Source organism: Nocardia sp. (genome assembly GCF_025465275.1).
Taxonomy (GTDB): Bacteria; Actinomycetota; Actinomycetes; order Mycobacteriales; family Mycobacteriaceae; genus Nocardia.
On sequence record NZ_JAODNK010000061.1, the window covers coordinates 1 to 23,538 of the forward strand.

At 65.3% G+C, this 23,538-nt stretch carries 27 protein-coding genes; 12 read left to right on the forward strand and 15 right to left on the reverse strand.

Annotated elements, in window-relative coordinates:
• Together JWN03_RS13245 and JWN03_RS13250 are read left to right on the forward strand one after the other, a co-directional pair.
• Positions 1-1,205 (forward strand): HNH endonuclease signature motif containing protein (locus JWN03_RS13245; protein ID WP_297614191.1); only part of this gene is annotated, 1,205 nt, incomplete at its 5' end.
• Positions 1,206-1,570: 365 nt separating this feature from the next.
• Entirely contained in the window at positions 1,571-1,969 is a 399-nt protein-coding gene (locus JWN03_RS13250; protein WP_297614193.1) for a hypothetical protein, read from the forward strand.
• Between the two features lie 155 nt (positions 1,970-2,124).
• Here the strand turns inward: JWN03_RS13250 and JWN03_RS13255 are convergent, their stop codons facing one another.
• Complete coding sequence (locus JWN03_RS13255) at positions 2,125-2,376, reverse strand: hypothetical protein (RefSeq protein WP_297614195.1); 252 nt, start codon at positions 2,374-2,376, stop codon at positions 2,125-2,127.
• Between the two features lie 417 nt (positions 2,377-2,793).
• Between JWN03_RS13255 and JWN03_RS13260 the strand changes: the two genes are divergently transcribed.
• Positions 2,794-3,141, forward strand: coding sequence for an STAS domain-containing protein (locus JWN03_RS13260; RefSeq protein WP_297614197.1), 348 nt, complete (start codon positions 2,794-2,796; stop codon positions 3,139-3,141).
• A gap of 28 nt (positions 3,142-3,169) precedes the next feature.
• On the opposite strand, the gene JWN03_RS13265 is transcribed toward JWN03_RS13260, so the two are convergent.
• Together JWN03_RS13265 and JWN03_RS13270 are read right to left on the reverse strand one after the other, a co-directional pair.
• On the reverse strand, positions 3,170-4,111 hold the full coding sequence (locus JWN03_RS13265) for a sensor histidine kinase (protein ID WP_297614199.1): 942 nt from the start codon (positions 4,109-4,111) through the stop codon (positions 3,170-3,172).
• 36 nt (positions 4,112-4,147) lie between these two features.
• The gene (locus JWN03_RS13270) at positions 4,148-4,585 is read right to left on the reverse strand and encodes an anti-sigma factor (protein WP_297614201.1); all 438 of its coding nucleotides are present in this window, start codon (positions 4,583-4,585) and stop codon (positions 4,148-4,150) included.
• Between the two features lie 187 nt (positions 4,586-4,772).
• Between JWN03_RS13270 and JWN03_RS13275 the strand changes: the two genes are divergently transcribed.
• The gene (locus JWN03_RS13275; protein ID WP_297614203.1) at positions 4,773-5,618 is read left to right on the forward strand and encodes an RNA polymerase sigma factor SigF; all 846 of its coding nucleotides are present in this window, start codon (positions 4,773-4,775) and stop codon (positions 5,616-5,618) included.
• Between the two features lie 23 nt (positions 5,619-5,641).
• Here the strand turns inward: JWN03_RS13275 and JWN03_RS13280 are convergent, their stop codons facing one another.
• From JWN03_RS13280 to JWN03_RS13300, 5 genes are all read right to left on the reverse strand, one after another.
• Complete coding sequence (locus tag JWN03_RS13280) at positions 5,642-6,079, reverse strand: response regulator (RefSeq protein WP_297614205.1); 438 nt, start codon at positions 6,077-6,079, stop codon at positions 5,642-5,644.
• The gene (locus tag JWN03_RS13285) at positions 6,076-7,686 is read right to left on the reverse strand and encodes a sensor histidine kinase (protein ID WP_297614207.1); all 1,611 of its coding nucleotides are present in this window, start codon (positions 7,684-7,686) and stop codon (positions 6,076-6,078) included. The genes JWN03_RS13280 and JWN03_RS13285 overlap by 4 nt, the downstream gene beginning before the upstream one ends.
• A complete protein-coding gene (locus JWN03_RS13290) occupies positions 7,683-8,978 on the reverse strand; it encodes a PP2C family protein-serine/threonine phosphatase (protein ID WP_297614209.1) in 1,296 nt (431 codons plus the stop codon). Before JWN03_RS13290 ends, JWN03_RS13285 begins: the two co-directional genes overlap by 4 nt.
• Positions 8,979-9,165: 187 nt before the next feature.
• The gene (gene mbp1 / locus JWN03_RS13295; protein WP_297614211.1) at positions 9,166-9,411 is read right to left on the reverse strand and encodes a microaggregate-binding protein 1; all 246 of its coding nucleotides are present in this window, start codon (positions 9,409-9,411) and stop codon (positions 9,166-9,168) included.
• A 165-nt stretch (positions 9,412-9,576) separates the two neighbouring features.
• Positions 9,577-10,380, reverse strand: coding sequence for a DoxX family membrane protein (locus JWN03_RS13300; RefSeq protein WP_297614213.1), 804 nt, complete (start codon positions 10,378-10,380; stop codon positions 9,577-9,579).
• Between the two features lie 214 nt (positions 10,381-10,594).
• On the opposite strand from JWN03_RS13300, the gene JWN03_RS13305 reads away from it, so the two are divergent.
• Both JWN03_RS13305 and JWN03_RS13310 read left to right on the forward strand, forming a co-directional pair.
• Positions 10,595-11,299, forward strand: coding sequence for an ATP-binding protein (locus JWN03_RS13305; protein WP_297614215.1), 705 nt, complete (start codon positions 10,595-10,597; stop codon positions 11,297-11,299).
• Positions 11,292-12,062 (forward strand): RNA polymerase sigma factor SigF, encoded by a 771-nt coding sequence (locus tag JWN03_RS13310; RefSeq protein ID WP_297614217.1) that lies wholly within the window; start codon positions 11,292-11,294, stop codon positions 12,060-12,062. The genes JWN03_RS13305 and JWN03_RS13310 overlap by 8 nt, the downstream gene beginning before the upstream one ends.
• On the opposite strand, the gene JWN03_RS13315 is transcribed toward JWN03_RS13310, so the two are convergent.
• The 3 genes from JWN03_RS13315 to JWN03_RS13325 are packed head-to-tail and all read right to left on the reverse strand — an operon-like array spanning position 12,051 to position 15,053.
• Complete coding sequence (locus tag JWN03_RS13315; protein ID WP_297614219.1) at positions 12,051-13,595, reverse strand: diacylglycerol/lipid kinase family protein; 1,545 nt, start codon at positions 13,593-13,595, stop codon at positions 12,051-12,053. The genes JWN03_RS13310 and JWN03_RS13315 overlap by 12 nt on opposite strands.
• Positions 13,596-13,655: 60 nt before the next feature.
• Complete coding sequence (locus JWN03_RS13320) at positions 13,656-14,081, reverse strand: anti-sigma factor (protein WP_297614221.1); 426 nt, start codon at positions 14,079-14,081, stop codon at positions 13,656-13,658.
• 27 nt (positions 14,082-14,108) lie between these two features.
• A complete protein-coding gene (locus JWN03_RS13325) occupies positions 14,109-15,053 on the reverse strand; it encodes a YihY/virulence factor BrkB family protein (protein ID WP_297614223.1) in 945 nt (314 codons plus the stop codon).
• 501 nt (positions 15,054-15,554) lie between these two features.
• On the opposite strand from JWN03_RS13325, the gene JWN03_RS13330 reads away from it, so the two are divergent.
• The 5 genes from JWN03_RS13330 (at position 15,555) to JWN03_RS13350 (ending at position 19,975) form a co-directional block, all read left to right on the forward strand.
• Positions 15,555-15,851: an STAS domain-containing protein gene (locus JWN03_RS13330; protein WP_297614225.1), complete on the forward strand. Its 297-nt coding sequence runs from the start codon at positions 15,555-15,557 to the stop codon at positions 15,849-15,851.
• Positions 15,848-16,780, forward strand: a complete 933-nt coding sequence (locus JWN03_RS13335; RefSeq protein ID WP_297614227.1) for a sensor histidine kinase — start codon at positions 15,848-15,850, stop codon at positions 16,778-16,780. The genes JWN03_RS13330 and JWN03_RS13335 overlap by 4 nt, the downstream gene beginning before the upstream one ends.
• A gap of 173 nt (positions 16,781-16,953) precedes the next feature.
• A complete protein-coding gene (locus JWN03_RS13340) occupies positions 16,954-17,301 on the forward strand; it encodes an STAS domain-containing protein (RefSeq protein WP_297614229.1) in 348 nt (115 codons plus the stop codon).
• A gap of 100 nt (positions 17,302-17,401) precedes the next feature.
• Complete coding sequence (locus tag JWN03_RS13345) at positions 17,402-18,232, forward strand: RNA polymerase sigma factor SigF (RefSeq protein WP_297614231.1); 831 nt, start codon at positions 17,402-17,404, stop codon at positions 18,230-18,232.
• A gap of 18 nt (positions 18,233-18,250) precedes the next feature.
• A complete protein-coding gene (locus tag JWN03_RS13350) occupies positions 18,251-19,975 on the forward strand; it encodes a thiamine pyrophosphate-dependent enzyme (protein ID WP_297614233.1) in 1,725 nt (574 codons plus the stop codon).
• 105 nt (positions 19,976-20,080) lie between these two features.
• Here the strand turns inward: JWN03_RS13350 and JWN03_RS13355 are convergent, their stop codons facing one another.
• The 4 genes from JWN03_RS13355 to JWN03_RS13370 form a co-directional block, all read right to left on the reverse strand.
• Positions 20,081-21,565 (reverse strand): MFS transporter, encoded by a 1,485-nt coding sequence (locus JWN03_RS13355; RefSeq protein WP_297614235.1) that lies wholly within the window; start codon positions 21,563-21,565, stop codon positions 20,081-20,083.
• Between the two features lie 138 nt (positions 21,566-21,703).
• Complete coding sequence (locus tag JWN03_RS13360; protein ID WP_297614237.1) at positions 21,704-21,898, reverse strand: hypothetical protein; 195 nt, start codon at positions 21,896-21,898, stop codon at positions 21,704-21,706.
• Positions 21,899-21,936: 38 nt separating this feature from the next.
• Positions 21,937-22,179 (reverse strand): hypothetical protein, encoded by a 243-nt coding sequence (locus JWN03_RS13365; protein ID WP_297614239.1) that lies wholly within the window; start codon positions 22,177-22,179, stop codon positions 21,937-21,939.
• A gap of 103 nt (positions 22,180-22,282) precedes the next feature.
• Positions 22,283-23,008 carry a PAS and ANTAR domain-containing protein gene (locus JWN03_RS13370; RefSeq protein ID WP_441342982.1) on the reverse strand — a complete coding sequence of 242 codons (726 nt, stop codon included), beginning with the start codon at positions 23,006-23,008 and terminating at the stop codon, positions 22,283-22,285.
• On the opposite strand from JWN03_RS13370, the gene JWN03_RS13375 reads away from it, so the two are divergent.
• Positions 22,995-23,477, forward strand: coding sequence for a Dps family protein (locus tag JWN03_RS13375; RefSeq protein WP_297614241.1), 483 nt, complete (start codon positions 22,995-22,997; stop codon positions 23,475-23,477). The two genes, JWN03_RS13370 and JWN03_RS13375, sit on opposite strands and share 14 nt — an antisense overlap.
• Positions 23,478-23,538: the final 61 nt, after the last annotated feature.

Genomic DNA, 23,538 nt, shown 5'->3' on the forward strand with positions numbered 1-23,538 from the left:
GCGTCGGCGACGACAACGCCCCGGCACCGGTCCTGCCCAGTGCGGCACAAGCCTTGGACGAAGGCGCGATCTCCCTCGACCACGTCCGGGTGATCCGGGCCGTGATGAACCGCCTGCCCGACAACGCCAGCGCCGCAGACCGCGACTACGCCGAAGCACAAATGGCCCACCACGCCCGCACCCTGGACCCGACCCACCTGCCCCGCATCGGGGAGATCGTCCTGAACACCTTGGATCCCGATGGCACCCTCACCGAACACGCCGACCGCCAACGCCAGCGCTCCGCCTCCGTCGGCCCGCAACGCTACGACCTGATGTCCACCCTCACCGTCGAGCTGACCCCCGACGCGCGGTCGGCGTTCGACGCGGTCATGGCGAAACTCGCCCGCCCGGGCATGTGCAACCCTGCTGACAAGGAAAGCCCGTGGGCCGACGACGGACAGCTGCCCCCGGACCTGCTCAAGGCCTGCGCCGCCCGCGACGAGCGCACCAAGGTACAACGCCAGCACGACGCGTTGCTGGCGGTGCTGCACCCGGACTTCAACCCCGCCAAACTCGGTTCGCATCGTGGGTTGCCGGTCGCGACGATCCTGACGATGAGCATCGAGGACGTCGAACGCGCCGCAGGAGTAGCCACTTTGGCGACCGGGGGCAGTGTCCCGGTCCAGGACGCAGTCAAGTTGGCGGCCCGCCGGTCCAAGACGTTCGTCCTGGTGAAGAACAAGAACGGCATGCCCCTGCACATCGGGGAAGCCCGGTTGGCGAACCCGGCACAACGATTGGCATTGACCGCCACCGAACGCGGGTGCACCCGCCCCGGCTGCACGGCCCCGGCGAGCATGTGCGCGGTGCATCACGTGACCGAGTTCAGCAAGGGCGGCCGCACCGACATCGAGAACCTCACCCTGGCGTGCGATCACTGCCATGCCCTGGTCAAGGACGGCCCACGCGGCTGGACAACGATCAAACTGGGTCCGGAGTCAGACTTCCCGGGCCGTACCGCGTGGATCGCTCCTGCCCATGTCGACCCGTCCGGGACTGCGCAGGTCAATCACCTGCATCACCCCGGTGAGATGCTGACCGCTGTCCCGCCGTCGGTGCGCGCCCGCACATTCTGTAATCCGGCTCGCCCGCAACCGGTTCGCCCGCAACCGGTTCGGGACCGGGCCGCCAACCGCACCACCACACCCCCGGCGCGACAATAGATTTCCCGCCTTCGTGTCACCGGGGACTGCCCCGAGATCGGTTGACTCGCTGAGTCAACCGAACCGAGGGCAGTCCCGGGTACCCGATTCATCCTCCACAGCTAGGAGTGAACCTGCGGTTCCAGCGGGGGCGACCGGCTGTGGTTCCGTTCTAGAGAACAGACAATGAATTCTGCTGCTGTGCGAGGGCGGGTACCGGGCGTCGAGGTGGGCGGCTACTGGAGCCCGGTGACCTTATGATTTGGGCGTTCTACGCGCCTGAACTGGCGTTTCGTGGTTGGTGCGGAGTCTGTCGGTGTTGCGTGTCAGTATTTGCCCTCAGACGCGGGACGGAGGGTTCCGAGCACTGAAAGAGGGGTGGGGACATGGCAATTCGCTGTTTGCTCAAGAATGCGCATCGTACGGCGCTCATCGGCGCGGTTCAGTTGGCGATCGTGGTCGGGGCGTCTGCGGTCACGGCGCATGCGGACACGAGCCCGCTGACCACGTGGTGCAACCTGAATTTGGGGCAGGGCAAGGCGGAGGTCCTGGCCGCGATGGGAACTCCCAACGGCAGCCAGGCGGATTCCGTCGCGCAGCTGTGGACGGAGATGTCTCCGAGCTCGACCAGCGCCGAGTGGGACACTTCCGGAGCTATCTTGCTGGCGGGATTCGACAACGGCAACACCGTGCACTTGATGGCCTACGACGCGAAGTACGGCGGAGCCAGCCCGATCGGCGCACCAGGTATCACCTGTGAACCGTTCCGCAATCAGAACTCCTAGGGTGTGACTCCCCATCGTTCAGCGATTCAGTCGTGATAGCAATTGGGGTCCAACGGAATTGGCTCAGACGGGCAGTCGGCGCACTACTCCCGACTGACCGCCTTCCGAATCTCCGCTGCTACCGAGGCGGCGTCGCCGAGCGCCGACTACGGCGGTCAATGTCCTTGGCGGTCAATGTTGTTGGGGCGGCCTTGGGCGTTTCGGCGGCGCCACTCGGCGGCTAGCCATACGGCTCCGGATAGGTAGAGGACGGCTGCGATTATGGCGGCTGCGATTGCACGGCCGTCGAAACCGTTGGCCGCGGCGATCAGGGACAGGGCAGTCGCTATGAGGCCGAGGCCCAGCAAGGCGAGTCCGGGGAGGTTGTAGTTGTCTTCGACGCCCTCGTCGGCGTGGGTTCGCGGCATACGGAATCGGCGAGAGAGGTGCCGACCCAGCGCCCGTCGGCGTTGATCTCGGGTTCTGTGCTGCTCGATGCTCATAACAAGGCCTCCGTTCGTGACGACTACTGCGGCATACCTTCGGAGAGCTACCTCGTCTGCAGGTGTCGAAGCAGCACGCCATCACGGAAGCGAGGAAATCAGGGCGAGGCATCGCAATTCGACAGCGCGGCCGCCGAGCGCAACACGCCGGGCGGCGGGCAGCGGTGATTCGCCGATAACCGTGTCGGCAACGACATGGGTTGTATAACTTTACTGGCGGTAGGTTCTCGCGGGTAGGCTTACCGGTCGGCAGAACAGTCGGCTCGCGCAGCGCCAAGGTGTCGGAGGTGGCGAAGTGACGATTCGCGTGGACGGATCGATCGGGCAGCGGGAGAACAGTCGGTGAGCAGCGAGAACCGCGAATTGAGCGTGCGGACCACCTCGATCGATTCGGCAGTGGTGCTATCGGTGTCGGGCGAGGTCGATATGGTCTCGGCGCCCAAGCTTTCCGCCGCGGTGGCCGAATCGCTGGCCACCGTTTCGCAATTGCTGATCCTGGACCTGTCCGAGGTGGGATTCTTCGGCTCGGCAGGACTGAGCGTGCTGGTCGAAGCCCTGGAATCGGTGGGAGGCCGGGAGCTACGCGTGGTCGGATCGGTGCCGGTGCGGCGTCCTATCGAACTCACGGGGCTCGACGAACTGCTCGAGGTGTACGACACCCTCGATGCGGCCCTGGCCGGCAAGTCGTAGCTCGGGTAAACACCCGCCCCGCAAGCACTCACAGCGCGAAATGCATCTGCAGCGTGTTGCCCAGCGGTGTCGTGTGCAGGCGAACCAGATCGCTCAACTGGTTGATCAGCAGTAGTCCGCGCCCGCCGATTCGGTTCGGCGGCACGGGGATACGGCCCGCGAGCGGGTCGGCAATGCACCCGTTGTCCTGCACTCGGCACACAACCTGGGTCTCCTCGACCCACAGCGTGAGAGCGCCGGAGCCGCCGCCGTGCACCACGGAGTTGGTAGTCGCCTCCGCCACAACAAGTTCGAGATCGATCGCGCGGTCGGCTGTGATACCGGCGCTCCGCGCGAACCCGGCGGCTGTATGCCGCGTATTCGCGAGCGAGGCTTCGTCGAACGCGATCACGGTGCTGTCCGGCGGCGCGGCAGGCAGGATTTCATTGTAGGAAGCCAGGATACGACCGGGGTCGTACGAAGCGCTGGCACCCTCACCATGGCTGTCGACAACGACGGGGTGGGTACGAAGCGCGTCGTCGAGCACAACCTTGTCGAGCGCCGCCGTGTTGTACGGGCACAGAATCGTCGCCTCCCGCCCGGTGAACGCGGCATTGATGAGCGCCTCGTGCTGCCCACATGCCGGATATTCCAGCTCCGATCGTCCCGCCCAGATCGGCTCACCGACGATCCGCACACTGCGCTGCGGATGCGCATCGGCGAAGGCCCGCTTCACCGAGGGGATGATCCGGCCCGGATTGCGGCCCGCCACAGCCATATCCAGCAGCAGTACCGCTCCGGCATCGGCGCCGAGCGCGTCGCGCACCAGTGCCAAATTCGCTCCGGGTACCGCGACCGCTACCGGCTCGCCGTTCGCGAGTCCGGTGCGAATGAATTCCATTGTGCCCGCGAGATATTCATCACTGCCGCGATAGAAGAACGCGAGATGCAGGAACGGGTCCGAAGGTAGTTCGCCGATGTCAGTTGTCATCAAATCCTTACCTCGATAATGCGCTGCCGCGCAAGCTCAGCCCTGGCCGCCCTCGCTCGCACGGTTCAGCCACCGGAACTCGACCACGGTGGGATACCCGACGACCAATGCGGAATACGAGCCCTGGGTGGCGCTGAGTCCATCGGTGAGTGTGCGCACGATATGCCAGCTCAGGCTGCCGTCCTCCAGAACTGCCTCCGAGGAGGCGACAGCGGCGAGACGGACGCCCAATCCGTTGTGATCGTAAGTCAGGTCACAGTCGAGCACGGAGCCCGGAATCGCATCCTGGATCAAGATGGTGGCCACTTCGTCGAGAGCGAGACGAATGTCATTGACCTCACCGATTCCGAAGTCGGCCATATGCAGGACGGTTTCAGCGAGCGCGCGCAGCATCATCAGCTGTTCCGGCAACGCGGGCACCTGCAGCCCGATCGTTGTCGGGCCCGAATATGGCTGTGCGGCGCCACCATCCATGTCACCCTCCGTTGTTGCATATTACGCGATCCTCCGGCGCGGGCAGATTACCCTGCCCCCGATTCACCCTGCCCTCGATCGTGCGTTGGGGCCGGTGAATCCGGCCATAGAGATCAGGTCACGTTTGAATAACGGATGATGGGGTATGAAGTACGAGTACGGATTCGATTGGGAGTGAGGAAACTTCATGAGCACGGCGACGTTTCAGCCCGGAGAACCCCGCCAGACCCGCAACAACGGAGACACCTACGACAATATCGAGCCCCGGTTCGAGAAGCTGGCCGCACTTCCCGCGGCCGACCCGAATCGGGACTCCGTGCGGGACCACATCATCGAGCTGTGCCTGCCGCTGGCCGCACATATCGCACGCCGCTACGACGGGCGCGGCGAAGCGTACGACGATCTCCACCAAATCGCCTGTGTGGGGTTGGTGCAGGCCGTGGACCGCTTCGACGCCTCGCGGGGCAGCACGTTCCTGTCGTTCGCGATCCCCACGATCATGGGTGAGGTCCGCAGGCACTTCCGCGACCGCACCTGGGCGCTGCGGGTACCACGCCGCGCCAAGGAGCTGCAGCAGCAGCTCGGGCCGGTGACAGAGGTGCTGGCACACCGGCTGGGCCGCTTCCCCACCGCCCGCGAGATCGCGGCCGAACTCGGCGTCGATGTGATGGACGTCACCCAGGCCATGGTGGCGCGCAATGCCTACCAGGCCGGCTCCCTCGATGCCGCACGCACCGGCGGCGACGATTCCGCACTGCGTCCCATTGCCGAAACCCTCGGGACCGACGAGCCGTGCTACCAGCTGCTCGAGGAGTCGATGTCGGTGCGGCCGCTACTCGCCGCGCTGCCCCCGGCCGACCGTCAGCTGCTGGTGTGGCGATTCTTCGAGAATCAGACCCAATCGCAGATCGCCGAGCGGCTGGGGGTCTCGCAAATGCAAGTGTCGCGCAAGCTCACGCGGGTGCTGTCGCTATTGCGTGAGCAAGCACTCGACCAGGGAACCTCTGCGGCGGAACGGATTCGGGTCGCCTGAGCCTGGCCTGCACCTCGCCGGAACTAGCTGGGCAGGCGGACGATCTGCACGAAGAAATCGTCGATATGCTTTATCGCAGAGACGAATTGGTCAAGATCGACCGGTTTGGTGACATACGCGTTGGCGTGCAGTTTGTAGCTCCGCAGAATGTCTTCCTCGGCCGCCGACGTGGTGAGTACGACCACCGGGATGAGCGACAGTTCCGGATCGGTCTTGATTCTGCTCAGCACCTCGTGGCCGTCGTACTTCGGCAAATTGAGGTCGAGCAGGATCAGATCCGGGCGCGGGGCCTGCACGTGATCGCCACGGCGGTACAGGAAGTCGAGCGCTTCCTCCCCGTCGCGGGCGACATGCACCGTATTGCCGATCTTATTGTGCTCGAACGCTTCCAGGGTCATGAGCTCGTCTCCCGGATCATCCTCGACCAGCAGGATATCGATGGGTCGTCCGAGTTGCGTCACGCGGGGAGCTCCTTGTCGAGTGCTTCGGACCGCTGCTCGGCATCGAAGAGAGTGAAGACGATGCGGGTGCCGCCGGTGTACTCCTGATCGATCCAGATCTGGCCGCCGTGGAACTCCACAATCTTCTTACACAGGGCCAATCCTATGCCGGTCCCGCTGTATTCGTCGCGACTGTGCAGCCGCTGGAAGATCACGAACACCTTGTCCGAGAACTCGGAGGCGATGCCGATACCGTTGTCGGCGATCGAGAACCGCCATCCGGGCACCTCGCCGGGCTCTGGTTCACATTCGATCTGCACGACCGGCGGGCGATCGGGATCCCGGAACTTGACCGCATTCGCGACGAGGTTCTGCCACAGCATGATCAATAGTGTGGGATCACCGACGATTTCGGGCAGCCGATCGGGCCGCCGGACCTCTACGTCCGTGTCCTCCAGCGCCGAAGCCAGGTTGGCGATCGCCTTGTCCACCGTCTGATCGATCTCGACCCGGGTGATGTGGTCGCTGACCCGGCCGACCCGCGAGAAGGTGAGCAGATCGTTGATCAGCACCTGCATCCGTTTCGCGCCGTCCACCGCGAACTCGATGTATTGCGTTGCGCGCTCGTCGAGTTGATCGCCGTAGCGCTTCTCGAGCAGCTGACAGAACGAGGCCACCTTGCGCAGCGGCTCCTGCAGATCGTGCGAGGCGACGTAGGCGAACTGCTCCAGCTCGGCATTGGATCGGCGCAACTCCATGGCCTGGGCATCCAGATCGGCGGCCTGCCCGGCCAGCAGGGTCTCCTTGATCCGCGAGGCGTCGAGCTCGGCGACAATCCGGCGGCGCATACCCTCCACCGCCTCCCCCACTGCCATCAGGTCGGCGGGTCCGCCGGCGGTGATGCGACGGCCGAAGTCACCGTTGGCGACGTCCAGGGATGCGTTCTCCAGCGCACTGAGCGGGCGAACGATCAAGCGCCGCACCAGAACTGTGAGCGCCACGGCCGTCAGCAGGAAGGCCGCGACCATGCCGGTCAGCGCGACATCGCGCGCGGTGCGCTTTCGATCGAGGTCGGCCTTGTCCCGTACCACGGCACCGGCCAGATTCGTGTTCTGGGTGGCGAAATGCGTACGGAGATCATCGAACAACGCTTTGCCACGGGCCGTGGCGACAGGGTCGACCGGGTGGATCGCGCCCGGAGTGACGGTGGCCAGCAGTGGATCGGCGAAGTCGTGACGCCAGGCCTGCGCGGACTGCTCCACCGCATCGACATCTGCCAGCAGCTCCGGGTGATCGCGCAGCAGCTCCCGTAGCCGAGCCGCGGCGCGCGCCTCATCCTGGTTGCCCTGCGTGTACGGGTCGAGAAACTGCGGATCGGCGGTGAGCGTGTAACCGCGAACGCCGGTCTCCTCGTTGGCAAGCGCACCCTGCAGCCGATACGCCTCGGTGGCCGCGGGCTGGATCTGCCGGGAGAGCCGGTCCGAGACGGTGGCGGCATGCGCGGTGGCGACTGTCAAAAAGCCGGTGCCGACGAGCTCGACCAGAACCATGAGCGCGAGAACGAGGTGGAACCAGGCCTGCACCGTCATACGCCCGGCCCGGCTGATCTTGCGGTCGGGAAGGCTCATGGTCCGTCCTGAGCTCGAGTTTCGTCGGTCCACTTCAGATAGAGCGCCGCGATATCGTCTGCCAGACCGCCCTGCCGCTCGGCCAATTCCTCCGCCCGTCCGATGAGCTGGTCCAGGAAATCGTCGGGCCGCTGGGCGGTGACCGCGCGTGCCAAGGCCAGCAGCCCCTCTTCGCCCAGACGCTCGTTCCCGGGACCGGTATGCCCCTCGAACAGACCGTCGGTGAACAGCACCAGACCGGCGCCCGGCGGCAGGGCTAGTTCGCTGATCGGCCAATCCGCTTGTCCTGGCATGAATCCCAGAGCCGGACCGCCCGGAACCTCGAGCCATTCGACGCCGCGATCGGTGTGCATCAGCATGCCTGGATGCCCGGCGCGCATCACCTGCACCACATGCCGGCGAGGGCGCAGGACCAGCGTGGTCACGGTGGCGAAGGTATGCCGTCCGGTGCGTTCGGCGAGCAGCATCTGCTCCAGCAACTGCAGCTGCCTGGCCCCGGTGATCTCGCTCAGAACCAAAGTGCGCCAAGCCAATCGCAGCGCAACGCCGGTTGCGGCCTCATCGGGTCCGTGGCCGGACACATCGCCGATCAGCACGTGGACCGTACCGTCGGCGTCCTGCACCACATCGTAGAAATCACCGCCCAGCAGCGAGTGTGCCCGGCCGGGACGATAGCGCGACACCACGTCGACGACCTGGTCACTCTGCAGCAGTGGGGTCGGCAGCAGACCGCGTTCGAGCCGGGCATTCTCCTGGGCGCGCATCTGCCCGGCGCGCAGCGCGACCGCGGCCCGCTCGGCCTCCTTGCGCTGAATCGCGTATCGCACTGCGCGACCGAACAATTCCGGCTCGACACGACCCTTGACGAGATAGTCCTGGGCACCCGCGGACATCGCGGCCAAACCCGTTCGCTCCTGGTCGAGTCCGGTCAGGACGACAACGGCCACCTCATCGGTCACCGCGCGGATCCGCTCCAGGGCCTCGAGGCCGCGCGCATCGGGAAGATGCAGGTCCAGCAGTATGCAGTCGGGTGGGTCGGCGGCGAGACTCGCGCAGGCCTCCGCCAGCGTCCGCGCCCACTTCAGATGCAGGCCGGGCGCGGCGTCCGCGACCAGTTCCTCCACCAGTAGCGCGTCGGCACGGTCGTCCTCGACCAGGAGCACGGTCGGACGCCGATCCGCTCGCTTCGCCTCCGGCGGGCGGCCGGCGGGTGCGGTCGAATTACCCACTGTGACAGCCGGGGTTGCGTGTTCGCCGATATTGCCGGGTCGGCCGTATTGCCAGCTGGACATCGATCGCGGCCTCCTTCCGGACGCCCACCTTCTCATATCCGCGGCCGGGCGGGAACCGGACCTGTCCCGAACAGAATGCGAGGCTGGGTCATACGTGCCGCAGGGTACCCCGGACCCCGTGACATGCGGCGTGCCGGGCAGTTCGCCCGGCACGCCGATCCACTGATTCCGCTGCAGCAGCGGGGAGTTACTGCCCCTGCTGGAATGCGCGCTGACGCTGCTCCTCGAGAGCGGCCACGGCACGCTCCTTCTCGGCGGCGGCTTCGTTCTGCGCCACCCCGCGCTGCGCCTCGGCCTTGTCCTGCTGGGCCTTCCCCTCGCCCCGCAGATCATCGCTTCCGAAAATAGCGCCGGCGGCTTCCTTCAGTTTGCCCTTGACGCTTTCGACGACGCCTTCGATGCCTTCGCTGGGACCGCTCTTGTGCTCGGACACGAGTTCTCCTCCAACCTGGTGTGTCGCTATGGACATAGACCGTGATACCCGGGCTGCACTGTCTCAATCGAAAATCCGTGAATATGTCGCGAATTCCCTTGTACCAGAGGTTATTTCGCAGGAATGCGACCAATATGCTGGAAGTCGGCGGGAACACTCATCGGATCACTCCCGGTGCTCTGCGGCCCGATCGCGAATCGCGGTGGCGAGCTGCGCACCTCGATCCTGTGTGGTCGAAACCAGTTGCGAGCCATGGTCACGGACGAGCTCGGCCAACTCGGCGGCCCGTTGCTTCGCGACCTCGCCCAGCTCTCCCCCGCGCTCCTTGACCACGTCGGCGACGTCCGCACCGCGCTCCTTGACGACCTCGCCGAGCTCCGCGCCACGCACCTTTACCACGCCACCGAGCTCCGCGCCGCGCTCCTTGACCACGTCGGCGACGTCCGCGCCGTGGTCCTTGGCGAATTCCGTCAGTTGCGCGCCATGCAGCCGGGAGGCTGCCACCAACCCGGTGCTCTGCGCCGCGATGCCTTCCGCCAGCGTGTGCAACGGCCGCCGCGAGTGACCGCCGGTGTCGCCCGCGGCGATCATCAGACCGCCGAGCAGGCTCACATCCTTGAGGAAGGCCGTGCGTTTGGCCGCACGCCGATCGGGGTCGTCCTCGACCCAGAAGTCCTGCTCGGTGACGGTGGCCGGGATGACCGTCGCCGCCAGCAGTGCCGCGGCGAGGCGGGGGAACCGCCCGGTGGCGAGCATCAGCGCGCTGCCGACCTGAACTGCGGCATTGACCTGCACCAGACGCTCGGGATTCGACAGTTTCGCCGCGTACTGGTCGGGCAGCACGCGCTGCACCTGCTGTACGCGGGCGGCGGCGGCCTTGCTCCGAACCTGCGGATGTGTGAGGGCATCGACCCCCTCGACAAGGAATGCGGTCGCCAGCAAGGGCCGGGCGAGTCTTCTCATCAACATTACGGATACTTCCTTCCGCTCTGGTGTATCGCGACGACCGGTGATCAGACCTTCCGAACGAGGCGCTGCAGTCAACGCAATAGCCGCAATTCCAGTGTTCAAACACGCTTGTTTCGCCGCCTCCTGGACACCTCGGCCCACAACACCGCGCGGAGGGGGTAATCTGCGAACTGGTTGAGACGACAGCCGAAACAGGCCCTTCGGAGGTTTTGCCATGTCTCCGGCCGTTCTGCTGCCCGGTCGTGCCGACCGCCGATTCCTCAGCATCCGCAATGCATTGATCCTGACCCGGGCGGTGTTTCCCCCCGACCGCACCGGGTACGTCCACCGGCAGGAGGAAGACGACATCGAGCGAGAACGACTGCCTACCAGTACCCAGGGGCGATTCATAGTGACCGAGCTACCACCAGCACAGCACACCGGGAACGGGAAGATTTCGGCCCGTTCGGCTACGGCCGGGCTGCGGCTCGTCCATTCGGACAACCAGCGCAGCAGTCCCGTACTGCCGGAATTCACGTCCCCGGCCACCTCGATCGGAATTCGGGTGCCGGCCGGACTGACACAGCTGACCATGCTGCGGGCGCTCGCCGAAACCGTCTGCCTCATCGCGGATTTCACCATCGATGCGGCTACCGATATCCGGGTCGCACTCGATGAAGTCGCCACCACGCTGATGCTGGCCGCGGTGCCGCGGGCTGAGATCGAGTGCGAGTTCACCTACGACGAACGTGCCATGACAGTGCGCGTCGCCTCGGTCTCACACACTGCCACCCCCTTCGACGAACGCGAATTCGGCTGGAACATGCTGCACGCGCTGACCGATTCGATCCGGACCATCCCCCAGCCCTTCGACACCGGCGCCTCCGGTTTCCCGATAGAGGTGACCTTTCACCGCAGCCAGGACGGCCTCCATGGATGACAATGGCTACGACAATATCGAGCCGGCTCTGGAAGAGCTGACGCGCGCGATCGAAGATCTCGACCCGCAGCGAGACATGCTGCGCAACAGGGTGATCGAGCGCTGCCTGCCGCTGGCTGATCATATCGCCCGCCGATTCTCCGGGCGCGGCGAATCGTTCGAGGACCTGCAGCAGACCGCGCGCATCGGGCTGCTGCACGCCATCGACCGCTTCGACGTCTCCTACGGTGCGCCGTTCCTGTCCTTCGCCATCCCGACGATCATGGGCGAGGTGCGCCGGCACTTCCGCGATTACACCTGGGCGGTGCGAGTTCCACGGCGCACCAAGGAAATCCAGCTGCGCATCGGCGGCACCATCGAAATCCTGGCCCAGCGTTTGGGCCGCCTGCCCAAGGCCCGGGAAATCGCGGACGAGCTGGGCGTCGACCTGCTGGAGATCACCCAGGCCCTCATCGCGGCCAATGCCTACCAGGCGTCCTCACTCGACGCGGTCATCGCCGACGACGGCGACAGCTCGCCGCTGCCCTTACGCGAGACACTCGGTACGCCCGAGCCGGACTACGAGTTGATCGAGCAAGCGATGACTCTCCGTCCGCAACTCGACCAACTGCCCGAACGCGAACGGCGCGTGCTCATCATGCGTTTCTTCGAATGCCGGACCCAGAAGCAGATCGCGGACCAGCTCGGCGTCTCCCAGATGCAGGTCTCCCGAATCCTGTCCAAGACTCTGGCACAACTACGCGAGGGCGCTCTAGAGGACTGATCCGGCAGAGCTCCGGTAGGCCACCACCCGGCCCGCCACCGAGAAGCGCAATTCTGTTGCCTCACCGAGGACTTCGCCGTCGGCCGCCACTGCAACCGGGTCACTCAGGTGGACGGTCAGCTCGGGAACCTGCCGCTCGCCGTACACCCTGCTGTGCGCGATGGCGGCCAGCGACAGCGCCACGACCGCACGGGTCCGGGAGAAGCGCAGATCGGCTCGAAGCCACCGCACGTCCAAAAGCCCCGTGTCCATATGGGATCGGAATGCGGGGACCGCACCGTGCGGGAGGTACGGGCCGTTGCCCACGAACAGGAACCACACCTCATGCCAGCGATCGCCCAGCCGCACCCGGATCGGCTGGGCACGGCGCAGCATCACTATGAGCGCGGCCGCGAAGGCCGGCCATTTGCCCCACCGGCCTTGCCACTTCTCCCGCAGCCGCACCAGATCCGGATAGCCACCGATGCTGGCGGTATTGATGAAACAGGTGGTGCGCGAACCGTTCTCGGTCTTCATCTCCAGGCCACCGACGGAAACCTCCACCGCCGCACCCGAATTCACTGCCTCGACGGCCCCACCCAGGTCATTGACACCGAGATCACGAGCGAAATGGTTCAGGGTGCCGCCGGGGACAACAACCAGCGGAAGCCCGTGCCGCAGCGCAACACCGGCGGCCGCGGTGACCGTCCCGTCCCCACCCACAGCTCCCACCGCCAGCACCTGTTCGGTACCCGTGACGAACAACCCTTCGGCTCCCGCGGCACGCCTCTGCACGGCGCCCGCCACGAGCGCTTCCTCCAATTGCTCGGCAGCATCGCGCCCACGCTCGGCACGCAGCACGGTGGCAGCGGGCAGCGCGGACACCACGTCGCCGGTGGGATCGTAGTTGGCAGCACCCGACCCCGAATTCACCAGAATCACCAGTCCCGCACCGTCCTTCAGTGCGGGTGCATCGAGTACCCCGCGCGCGGCGGCTTCGTCGATGGGCCGCACCGGCCACCATCGGCGAGTCGCCCATGCCACAGCGGAACCCACTGCGGCGCCGGCCACCACATCCGATGCCCAGTGCACCCCGGTGTGCACTCGCGAGTAGGCGACCGTCGCGGCCAGCGGGGCGACAACCAGCGCGGCGCGCGGACTCTCCATGGCGACAGCCGTTGCGAAGGCCACCGCGGTGGCGCTGTGGCCGGAGGGAAAAGAGGAGGACGACGGAGCATTGATCAAGCGCCGGAACGGCGGCAGCAGATCTGCCGCCGGACGCCGGCGAGCGAACAATGTCTTCAGCACCAGATTGGCTGTCAGACTCGCCCCGGCGACCGAAACCACACCACGGAGGGCAGCCCGCCGCGTAGCGCCCTGCTGGGCGGCCAGTACCACTGCGACCCCCGCCCACAGCAGACCGTGATCCGCACTGCTGGTCAGCCGGAGCATCCCATTATCGACGGGCGATGCCGGAATCCGGGCTACAGCGCCACTGATCGCCCTATCGACAGTGCCGACCCGATAGAACTTGCGGCTCAACCATCCAGTCACCCAATTGAAACTACCGCCCCGGCGCACAAACAAACGGTCCGGGCAATAAGGGAAACGCACTCAACTGCGAGAAGTTCTGAGCCATCGGAATTCGACGACGGTCGGATAACCGACGGCCGGGATCGCGGCAAGCTCCTTGACCGTGCGCACCGAATCGGCCAGTGTGCGCACGATATGCCAGCTCAGGCTGCTGTCGTCCAAGGCCGTCGCCGTGGACGCGACTGCGGCGACCCGCACGGTCACACCGTCGGAGTCGTAGGTCAGATCGCAGTCGAGCGCCGTGCCGGGGATGGCATCACGGACCAACAGCGTTGCCACCTCGTCGAGGACGAGCCGAATGTCGTTCACCTCACCGATATCGAAGTCGGCCAGCAGGGTCACCGTTTCGGCGAGTGCGCGCAGCAGGGTCAGCTGCTGCGGCGCCGCCGGCACCTGCAGACCCACTGTCGTCGGGATCGAATGGTCATGTGGGAAGCCATCATTCATGCCGTCCTCCGTTCTCGCATACTTGGCTCATTCCGGTGGGTCGCGCGGTGGCAGAATCGGTTCCTGATCGGGCGAACCGCCCTGTTCCAGGCGCCGGCCACGGGCCAGCTCCGCATCGAACTGCGCGCCGAGCAGTACCGCGACATTGGTGAGCCACAGCCAGATCAGGAACACCATCGCACCGGCGAGCGACCCGTAGACCTTGTTGTAATTGCCGAAATTCGTGACGTAGCCGGCGAATCCAGCCGAAGCGGCGATCCAGAGCAGCACCGCGAGCACGCTGCCGGGCGTCAGCCAGCGCCAGCCCAGCTGGCGGGCATTGGGCGCCAGCCAGTACAGCATCGCCAGCACCACACTGACCAGCACCGTCAGCACCGGCCATTTCGCGATATTCCAGACCGTCACGCCCGCCGAGCCGACCCCGAGCCAGTGCCCGATCCGGTCGGCGACGGTGCCGCTGGCCACAACACCTATGCCGCACAAGGACACCAGCAGCATCATCGCCGTGGTCAGTCCCAGCCGAAGCGGGAGAGTTTTCCATATCGGGCGACCCTCCGCGGTCCCGTAGATCGAATTGACCGCACGGATGAAGGCTCCGATGTAGGTGGAGGCCGTCCAGAAGGCCGTGACCAGACCTGCGATGGCCAAGGGACCGGCCAGCGATCGCGCACCGTCGAGTTCCTTGATCGCGCCCACCAGCAGCGCCGTTCCGCTGCCCGGGCCGATATCGCGAATGGTGTCGACCAACGATCCGGTGGCCCCGGGCCCGAGCAACCCGAGCACCGAGGTGATGACGAGCAGGCCGGGGAAGATCGACAAGACACTGTAATAGGTAAGCGCCGCAGCCCAATCCGTCAGTTCGTCGTCCCACAGCCGCCGCCCCGTGCGCAGCAGCACCCACCGCCACGACTGCCTGCCCATATCCGTCGGCGCTACCGGCGGATCCTCGGCAGCCGATAACGCTTCGGACATATACGACCTCCAGACGAGGTCCGACTACCCCGCCCGAGTGGCCGCAAACGCCGCGCACTCCGGGAAGGTCAGCGTTTGTCCAGGGAGGGCCGCAGCGTTTCGCGCACGATCAACAGTATGTGGTTGCGCGACAACATCACTGTGCCCGTGCTCCGCGGATCGGACTGCCGCCGCATCCTCGTGCGGCTCCGCTGCGCCGGATGGTCGCCTCGAATGTGCGGAAATGACTCAACCCACTCTCTCCGATTCGCTCGCCGCCCTGCCGAGCTCCGGCTGAGCGCGGATACCCCGGGACTCGCGCCGCAAACAACCTCCGGCACATCGCTGTGCGCTCGGAATTCGCCGATCCGTATCGCGCGTATCGGTCCGCCGATGTGGCGGCGCGTACCATATGCGGCAGCTTCCTATGCTGGTGTCCGGCAGAAAGAGTGACAGACGGTGATAACACAGCCTGGGCGAGTTCCCGGGAATTCCGTAGCACTATCCCCTGGCCAAGGCTCTTTGCGCGTATATTCGACCGGCCGCCCACCCGGCCTGCGCTGTGTCGGCGAAGTCGATTTCACCAACCATGGCGACTGGCAGGCGGCTCTGGGCACACTGCCCACCGCCGACGAAGTTCACCTGGATCCGTCCGAGCTGCGGTTCATCGATACCCACGGAACGCTGATCCTGGTAGAGGCCTCGCAGGGCACAGCATCGGATCGGCGGCTCGTCCTGCACCACCCGCCGGTAGCGATGCTGCGCGTGCTGCGGCAATTCTGGCCTGCCGAGGCGGCTATCGAAGTAGCTCGCTCATGAGCGCGGCCACCACCGATCTCTTCGTTCATCCCGCACTCTTCTACCGCGACAGCGACGAGTATCTTTCCGGCACACTCGGTTTCATCCGGGAGGGATTGGCGCAGGGCGAACCCGTCGCGGTGTCGGTGCCGACCGATAATCTGGCGCTGCTGCGTGCCGAGCTGGGATCGGATGCCGATTCGGTGCGGTTGATGGATATGACGGTCGAGGGCCGCAATCCCGGGCGGATCATTCCCGGCGTGCTGGCGGCCTTCGCGGATGCGCACCCCGCAGTCCGGGTTCGCATTATCGGAGAACCGATCTGGGCGAATCGCTCCGCGACGGAATACCCCGCCTGCGTTCAGCACGAAGCACTGATCAATGCGGCGTTCGCCGGACGCGAGGTCACCATTCTCTGCCCGTACAACACCACGGCGCTACCTCCCGAGGTCTTGGCCGACGCACGCGCAACACACCCCACACTGATCGACAGCAGCGGCGAAAGCGCCAGTAGCGCATACGATCCCGACTACATTGTGGCGTCGTACAACCAGCCGCTGACCGAACCGCCCGCCACCGCCGTGCTGCTCGCATTCGACGGCGCCGCACTCACCGGCATTCGACACCTGGCGGCGGACTACGCCCGGAACGCGGGAATGACCCCGGAGCGAATCGTCGACTTGGAATTGGTCATTGCTGAGACCACCACCAACTCGGTGGTACACGGCGGCGGGAGCGGCACGCTCGCGCTCTGGCTGTCGGAGGGACAGCTGTGCTGCCAGATTCGCGACTCGGGGCATATCACCAACCCGCTCGCCGGGCGGCTGCCCGCGCCCAGGCGAGTTCCCGGTGGCCGCGGCCTGCTGATCGTCAACCAGCTCGCCGACTTGGTGCGCATGTACACCGGCGCGCAGGGGACCACGCTGTACATCCGCCTGCCGCTCGTCTAGTCACGCACTGTGCCAGCCACACACCGTTCTAATCACACACTGTTCTAATCACACACCGTTCTAATCAAACGAAAAGGGTTGGGACAGCGGCACCGAAGTCTCACAAGTAGGGTGACTTGCCAAGCAAGAGCAGTTGGTTCGCGCGGGTGCCCGGTGTCCGGAGGTAGCAAGAAGTGAGCAATGAAGTGAGAGAGCTGGTCCTTCGGACGCGATCGGCCGAAGCCGCGGTGGTGCTGTCCGCGGTCGGCGAGGTCGACATGGTCTCGGCGCCGAAGCTGTCGTCGGCGGTGGCCGAAGCCTTGAGCACCGGCGCGCCAGTGCTCGTCATCGACCTGTCCGAGGTGGGATTCTTCGGTTCGGCCGGGTTGAGTGTGCTGGTGGAAGCGTTGGAGGCGAGCGCCGGACGCGAACTGCGGGTGGTCGCCACGGCACCGGTGCGTCGTCCCGTCGAATTGACCGGGCTCGATGAGTTGCTCGATATCTACGGCACGCTGGAAGAGGCGCTGGCCGTCGACGAGTAGTCGTCCGGCGCTGCGGCAGGGCTATTCTGATCGCAGTTTGAATAGCAGATGCACGGGTAGACCTCCGAGAGTCGGATTCGATCTGGAGTGAGGAACCGTCATGTCCGAGGCGATACTTCCGTCCGAAGCACCCCGGCAGTCGCGTGGAACCGGCGACAGCTACGAGAATATCGGGCCCTGGTTCGAGAAACTGGCTGGTCTGACGGCCTCTGATCCCCAGCATGCGCTGATGCGGGAGCGGATCATCGAGGCCTGTCTGCCACTGGCCGAGCACATCGCGCGGCGCTTCACCGGACGCGGCGAACAGTTCGACGACCTCCACCAGATCGCCCGGCTGGGATTGGTACAGGCCGTGGATCGCTTCGATGTTTCGCGCGGCAGCACCTTCCTGTCCTTCGCAATACCCACGATCATGGGTGAGGTGCGCCGGCATTTCCGGGATCACACCTGGGCGGTGCGGGTGCCGCGCCGCGCCAAGGAGCTGCAGCAGCAACTGGGCCCCGTGACCGAAACGCTGTCGCAGCGGCTGGGCCGCATGCCCACCGCCCGCGAGATCGCCGCCGAACTCGACGTCGAGCTGGGCGAGGTCACCCAGGCGATGGTCGCTCGTAATGCCTATCAGGCCAGCTCGCTGGACACGCCCCGGGCCGACGACGATTCGGGCCCGGCGGCGATCGCGGACACGCTCGGCGCCGAGGAGCCCAGCTATCGGCTGCTCGAGGATGCGATGGCGGTACGCCCGCTGCTGGCGGCGCTGCCCGCGCGGGAACGCCAGATTCTGGTCTGGCGCTTCTTCGAGAATCGAACCCAGGCGCAGATCGCCGAGCGACTGGGCGTCTCACAGATGCAGGTATCACGCATATTGACCAAGACCCTGTCCACGTTGCGCGAGCAAGTTCTCGGCCCCGTCGAAATCGCCCGGATCGCATGAGCATTCAGGAGTGAGCATATGACCACGGTTGCCGAAATGATCGTCACCGCCCTCGCGAACGAAGGCGTGACCCAGATCTGGGGAGTCGTGGGCGATGCCCTCAATCCCATTACCGACGCCATCCGGCGGGAGGATCGGATCGAGTGGATCGGCGTCCGGCACGAAGAGGTCGCCGCGTATGCCGCTGGGGCACAAGCACAATTGAATGGGACCCTCGGTGTTTGCATGGGCACCGTCGGCCCGGGTTCGATTCATCTGCTGGGTGGTCTCTACGACGCCAAGAAGTCACATGCTCCGGTGCTGGCGATCTGCGGTCAGGTACCGACCGCGGATATCGGCAGCGAGTACTTCCAGGAAGTGGACAATGACGCGGTCTTTCGCGACGTCGCCGAGTTCACCGCCACGGTGACCAGTGTGGCCCAGCTGCCGCGCATGTTCGAGCAGGCCGTGAATGCCGCGATGTCGCGGCCGGGCGTAGCGGTCTTGAACGTGCCCGGCGACATAGCGGCCGCGAAGGTCGAGAGTGGTTCGCCCGCACCACGATTCGTCTCGCGCAGCCGCACGATAGTGCCCGGCGGCGCTGAGCTCGCCGAGGCCGCCGACGTCTTGAACGGCGCCGAGAAGGTGACACTGCTGGTCGGCGTGGGCGCACGGGAGGCGCGGGCGGAGGTATTGCAGGTCGCCGAACGCCTGGGCGCACCGATGGTGCTCACGCTCAAGGCCAAAGAGGCTCTCGAACAAGACAATCCGTTCGCAGTCGGCCAGACCGGGCTGATCGGCAACCCGGCCGCCCATGCCGCGCTGGCCGATTGCGATGTCCTGTTCATGGTGGGCACCGACTTTCCCTATACCGACTGGTATCCGACCGGGAAGACGGTCATCCAGCTCGATATGCGGCTCGAGCACATCGGTCGCCGCACGGCGGTCGATGTGTCGCTGGTCGGGCATTGCCGGCCGGCGTTGAGCGAACTGCTGCCCTTACTCGATGACACCACCTCCGATGGGCATCTGAAGACAGCGCAGCACGGCTACCAGACCTGGGTGGAACGCCAGCACCGCTTGGCGGACGCCGGTCACGATCGAAAACTATTGGGCCGGTTGCGTCGTCACCTGGACAACCCGGACGAGTTGATCCGGCCGGAAGCCTTGGCCGCGGCATTGGATACGCACGCCGCCGACGATGCCATCTTCACCTCGGATACGGGTATGTCCACCGTCTGGCTGTCCAGATTCCTCACGCTGCGCGGGAACCGGCGACTGCTGGGTTCCTACAACTTCGGCTCCATGGCCAATGCTCTGCCGCAAGCCCTCGGCGCGCAGGCCCTGGACCGCAACCGGCAGGTGATCGCCTGCTGCGGCGACGGCGGGCTGATGATGCTGCTGGGCGATCTGCGCACCGCCGTCAGCTACAACCTGCCGGTCACGTTCATCGTGTTCGACAATGGCCGGCTCGGCATGGTGAAGCTCGAGCAGGAACAGGGCGGACTGCCGGAATTCGGCACGATCCTGGACAACCCGGATCTGGCGGCCGTGGCAGCCGCGATGGGACTCGAATCGCGGCGGGTGACCGATCCCGAGGCGCTGGACGGCGTTCTCGCCGAAGCACTTTCGCTACGGCGCCCGATACTGCTCGATGTGCTGACCAACCCCGACGAAATCGCCATACCCCCGAAGCCCACGGTGGACCAGGCCTGGGGCTTCGCGATCGCCAAGGTCAAGGAAACGCTCGACAGCCGCGAATAATCTCCTGCCCCTCGGCGGCGCGGTGATCCTGCTGTTCCTGGTCAATCTCGCGACCGGACGACGAGCGGTCCGCTGACGCTCGGCAGTTGCATCGACGGAGTGCGGTCACCCGGTGGTGGCCGCACTCCGCCGGGTCGAGGCCAATGGCAGTGCGACATCCTCGAGTGATTGCCCCTCTGCGTCAACGGCGAGCAGGCGGGCGATCACGCCACCGGAGATCATGATCACCGCGGCGAACAGGTATCCGATGAACAGCCGGACCGGGCGCGAACCGTCGCCGATCAGCGCGCCGTAGAGTACGGGGCCGAGCGCGCCGAAACACTGTGCGATGGCGAAGAATACGGCGATCGCCTTCGCCCGCACCTCCAGCGGGAAGATCTCGCTCACCGTGAGATACGCGGAACTCGCACCCGCCGAGGCGAAGAAGAAGATGACGCACCAGCAGATGGTCTGGGTGATCGCATTGAGCAGACCGGCGTAGAACAGACCCGCCGAAATCGCCAGCAGCACACCGGAGAGTATGTAGGTGCCGGAAATCATCGTGCGCCGCCCGATGGTGTCGAAGAGGTGCCCGATCGCCAGCGGCCCGATCAGATTTCCAATCGCGAAGGCGATCAGATAGATCGGTGTGGCCGACGAGGGCACGTCATAGAACTTCCCGAGCACCAGTGTGTAGGTGAAGAAAATCGCGTTGTACAGGAAGGATTGGCTGATCATGAGGCTCGCGCCGAGGATCGCCCGCGACGGGTATTCGCGGAACAGGACGCGGGTCAGCGCCAGATAGCCGATCTGCGCGGTCGGCTTGATCTCTATGGCCCGGGACTCGTCGACCGGCGGCACGGTGACCCCGGTTGCCGCCACATCACGCTCGATCTCATTGATCGATTCCTCGGCCGCCTCCGAATGCCCGTGCATGATCTGCCAGCGCGGGCTTTCCGGAAGATGGCGGCGCACGAACAGAATCCCCACGCCCAGTACCGGGCCGATCAGGAAGCCGAGCCGCCAGCCCACCGACAGGCTCATATGATTGAGCAGGATGTAGGTGCCGATCGTGCCGATAATCGCACCGGCCCAATAGGTTCCATTGACGGCGATGTCCACGCGCCCGCGAAACCGAGCTGGAATCAGTTCGTCGATAGCGGAATTGATCGCCGCGTACTCGCCACCGATGCCCATGCCGGCAATGAAGCGCGTGAGGTACAGGAAGAGCACCCAGCCGGTGCCGCTGCCCAGTGTGAGTGCGGTGAGGCCACTGCCGATCAGGTAGACGGCCAGGGTGACCAGGAACAGTTTCCGGCGCCCGAGCCGGTCGGAGAGGTTTCCGAACAGCAGCGCGCCGACCACTTCACCGGCCAGATAGACGGTCGCCACCAGGCCGACCGCGGTCGAGGACATATGCAGCGTCTCGGGTTTGGTCAGCGTATCGGCGACCGAACTGGCCACCGTGATCTCGAGTCCGTCGAGAATCCACGCCACACCGAGCGCGACCACCATCCGAGTGTGGAACCTCGACCACGGCAGCCGATCGATCCGCGCCGGAATCAACGTCCGCATCACACTGTTTCCGGCCGCACCGGACACTTCCGCCATCACGACTCCTGAGTCCGAACCGTAGGCTTCGGCTACCCGGCCGTACCGCCGTCAAACAGTCTGCCCAGACGTTCGCTCAGCAGCGTGTAGCGACACCACGCGGTGCAAAGAAATCCGCGGACTCAGTGCTGGCGGGACTCAGTGCTCGCGCAGGACATTCAGTATTGCGGTCAGACCGATCAGGAGACTGCCGCCCGCCACTGCGGAGGTGGTCCAGGACTGCGTCATGACGGCAATGCCGCCGATGAAAAACAGACAGGCCGCGAGCGCCAAAAGGGCTGTTCCCCAGTCGATTCCGACGATACGGGTAGAACTTTCTCGTGTCGTTGCCATAACCATGAGATACCCATCGGCTTGTTATCGAAACGTGACTATCGGGGAATGTTGGCCAACCTGGAGGTTTCATCGGCGCGCTGAACAGCCAATTCGACGGTCCGAACCGCCTGGTTACGAAGCTTGTTCAGCTGCACTCGTTCGGTATCGGGGTAGCGCGTGGTATCGCATTCGACCGACAGGGCTCGTACGCGCCGGCGCAGGCGAGTGGCGCTCTCGAAATCGAGCGGCCGTTCCGCGGTGGCAACTGCGGACTTCAGCCGCAATCTCAACTGTTGCATCTCACCCTCCTCGGATTGCGTGTCTTTCCAAGGGGTTTCCAATACCGACGGCTCCGAAACCGGTTTGTGTCATCGGTATCAGCGGGGCTGACGCAGTACAGTGCTACGCCGTGGGTATCCGCAGGTGAATGGTCAGCAGGATATGGTCGACCGCGGTCCGTGTGCGCGTGCCCACCGGCGGCAGTCCCCGCAACTCCCCCATAAGCTGAGCCGCCAGCGCCCGCAGCTTGGTATTGGTCTCCCGGGAACGCCATTTCAGCACCCGGAACGCCTGGTCCGCGGTCAGGCCGTAGACCACCATGAGCGCACCTTTCGCCTGTTCGATCACGGCCCGCTGCTCGAGCAGTTCGGGAAGCATCTCGTCGAGGACTTCATTGCGCTGATCGGCGAGCCTATCGGTCAGATCGACGTAGTAGCCGGCTGTGCCGACCACCTCGCCGGACTCTTCGGCGACGGCGTCGGACACCACGAGGACCTGATGTTCCCGCCCCGCGGTGTCGATGATGCGGTGCTGGCTCGAGAAGGGCGCGTGGTCGTGCAGTGAGGTGACGAGTACCTCCTCCACCCGCTCCCGATCGTCCGGGTGTTTGTGCGACAGCAGCAATTTCGTGGTGGGTGTCACCGTGCCCGGCTCATAGGCGTGCATGCGCGCCACCTCGTCGGACCATTCCCAGCTCTGATCGGCGAACCGCCGGGTGCACCGATATCCGCCCGCACGGCACCCTACGGTCTCTCGATCTTGGTCTGATTGGGACGGCGGTTCGCGGGTACTGCCTGTTGGACGCTTCCACGTCCCACTACGAAAGGATTCGGCAGTGCCGGAACCCAGAACGAGTACCCTCGATGCGAAGCAGCAGCAGATTGCCGGAAATGCGTTGCGCGCGACCGTGATCGACCTGATCGACCTGTCACTCATTACGAAACAGGCGCGCTGGAACGTCATCGAGCGCGACCTCGGCCCCATTCAGCCGGCGCTCGACGAATTGCTCTCCGTCGTGCGCCGATTCACCGACGCCGCGACCGAACGTGCCGCCGCGCTGGGATTCAGCAATGACGGGCAGGTAGTGACGGTGGTCGAGGATTCGGGGGCACTGGCACTGCCCGACGGCTGGCAGCTCGGCAATGCCGTGGTCGAGGCGATCGTCGACAATCTCGCCATCGTGATCGCGCGGCTGCGCGGACGAACAAATGCGACAGGGACGAAGGATCCGGTGACGCGGGATCTACTCGTAGGCATCGCCGCGCGGCTGGAACAGCTGCGCTGGATGTGGCAGGCGCAGCTGGCCATGGCGGCATGAGCTACCGAAACGACTGATGGTCCCGCCCGTTCGACGGGCGGGACCACTGTTCTGCTGCGCC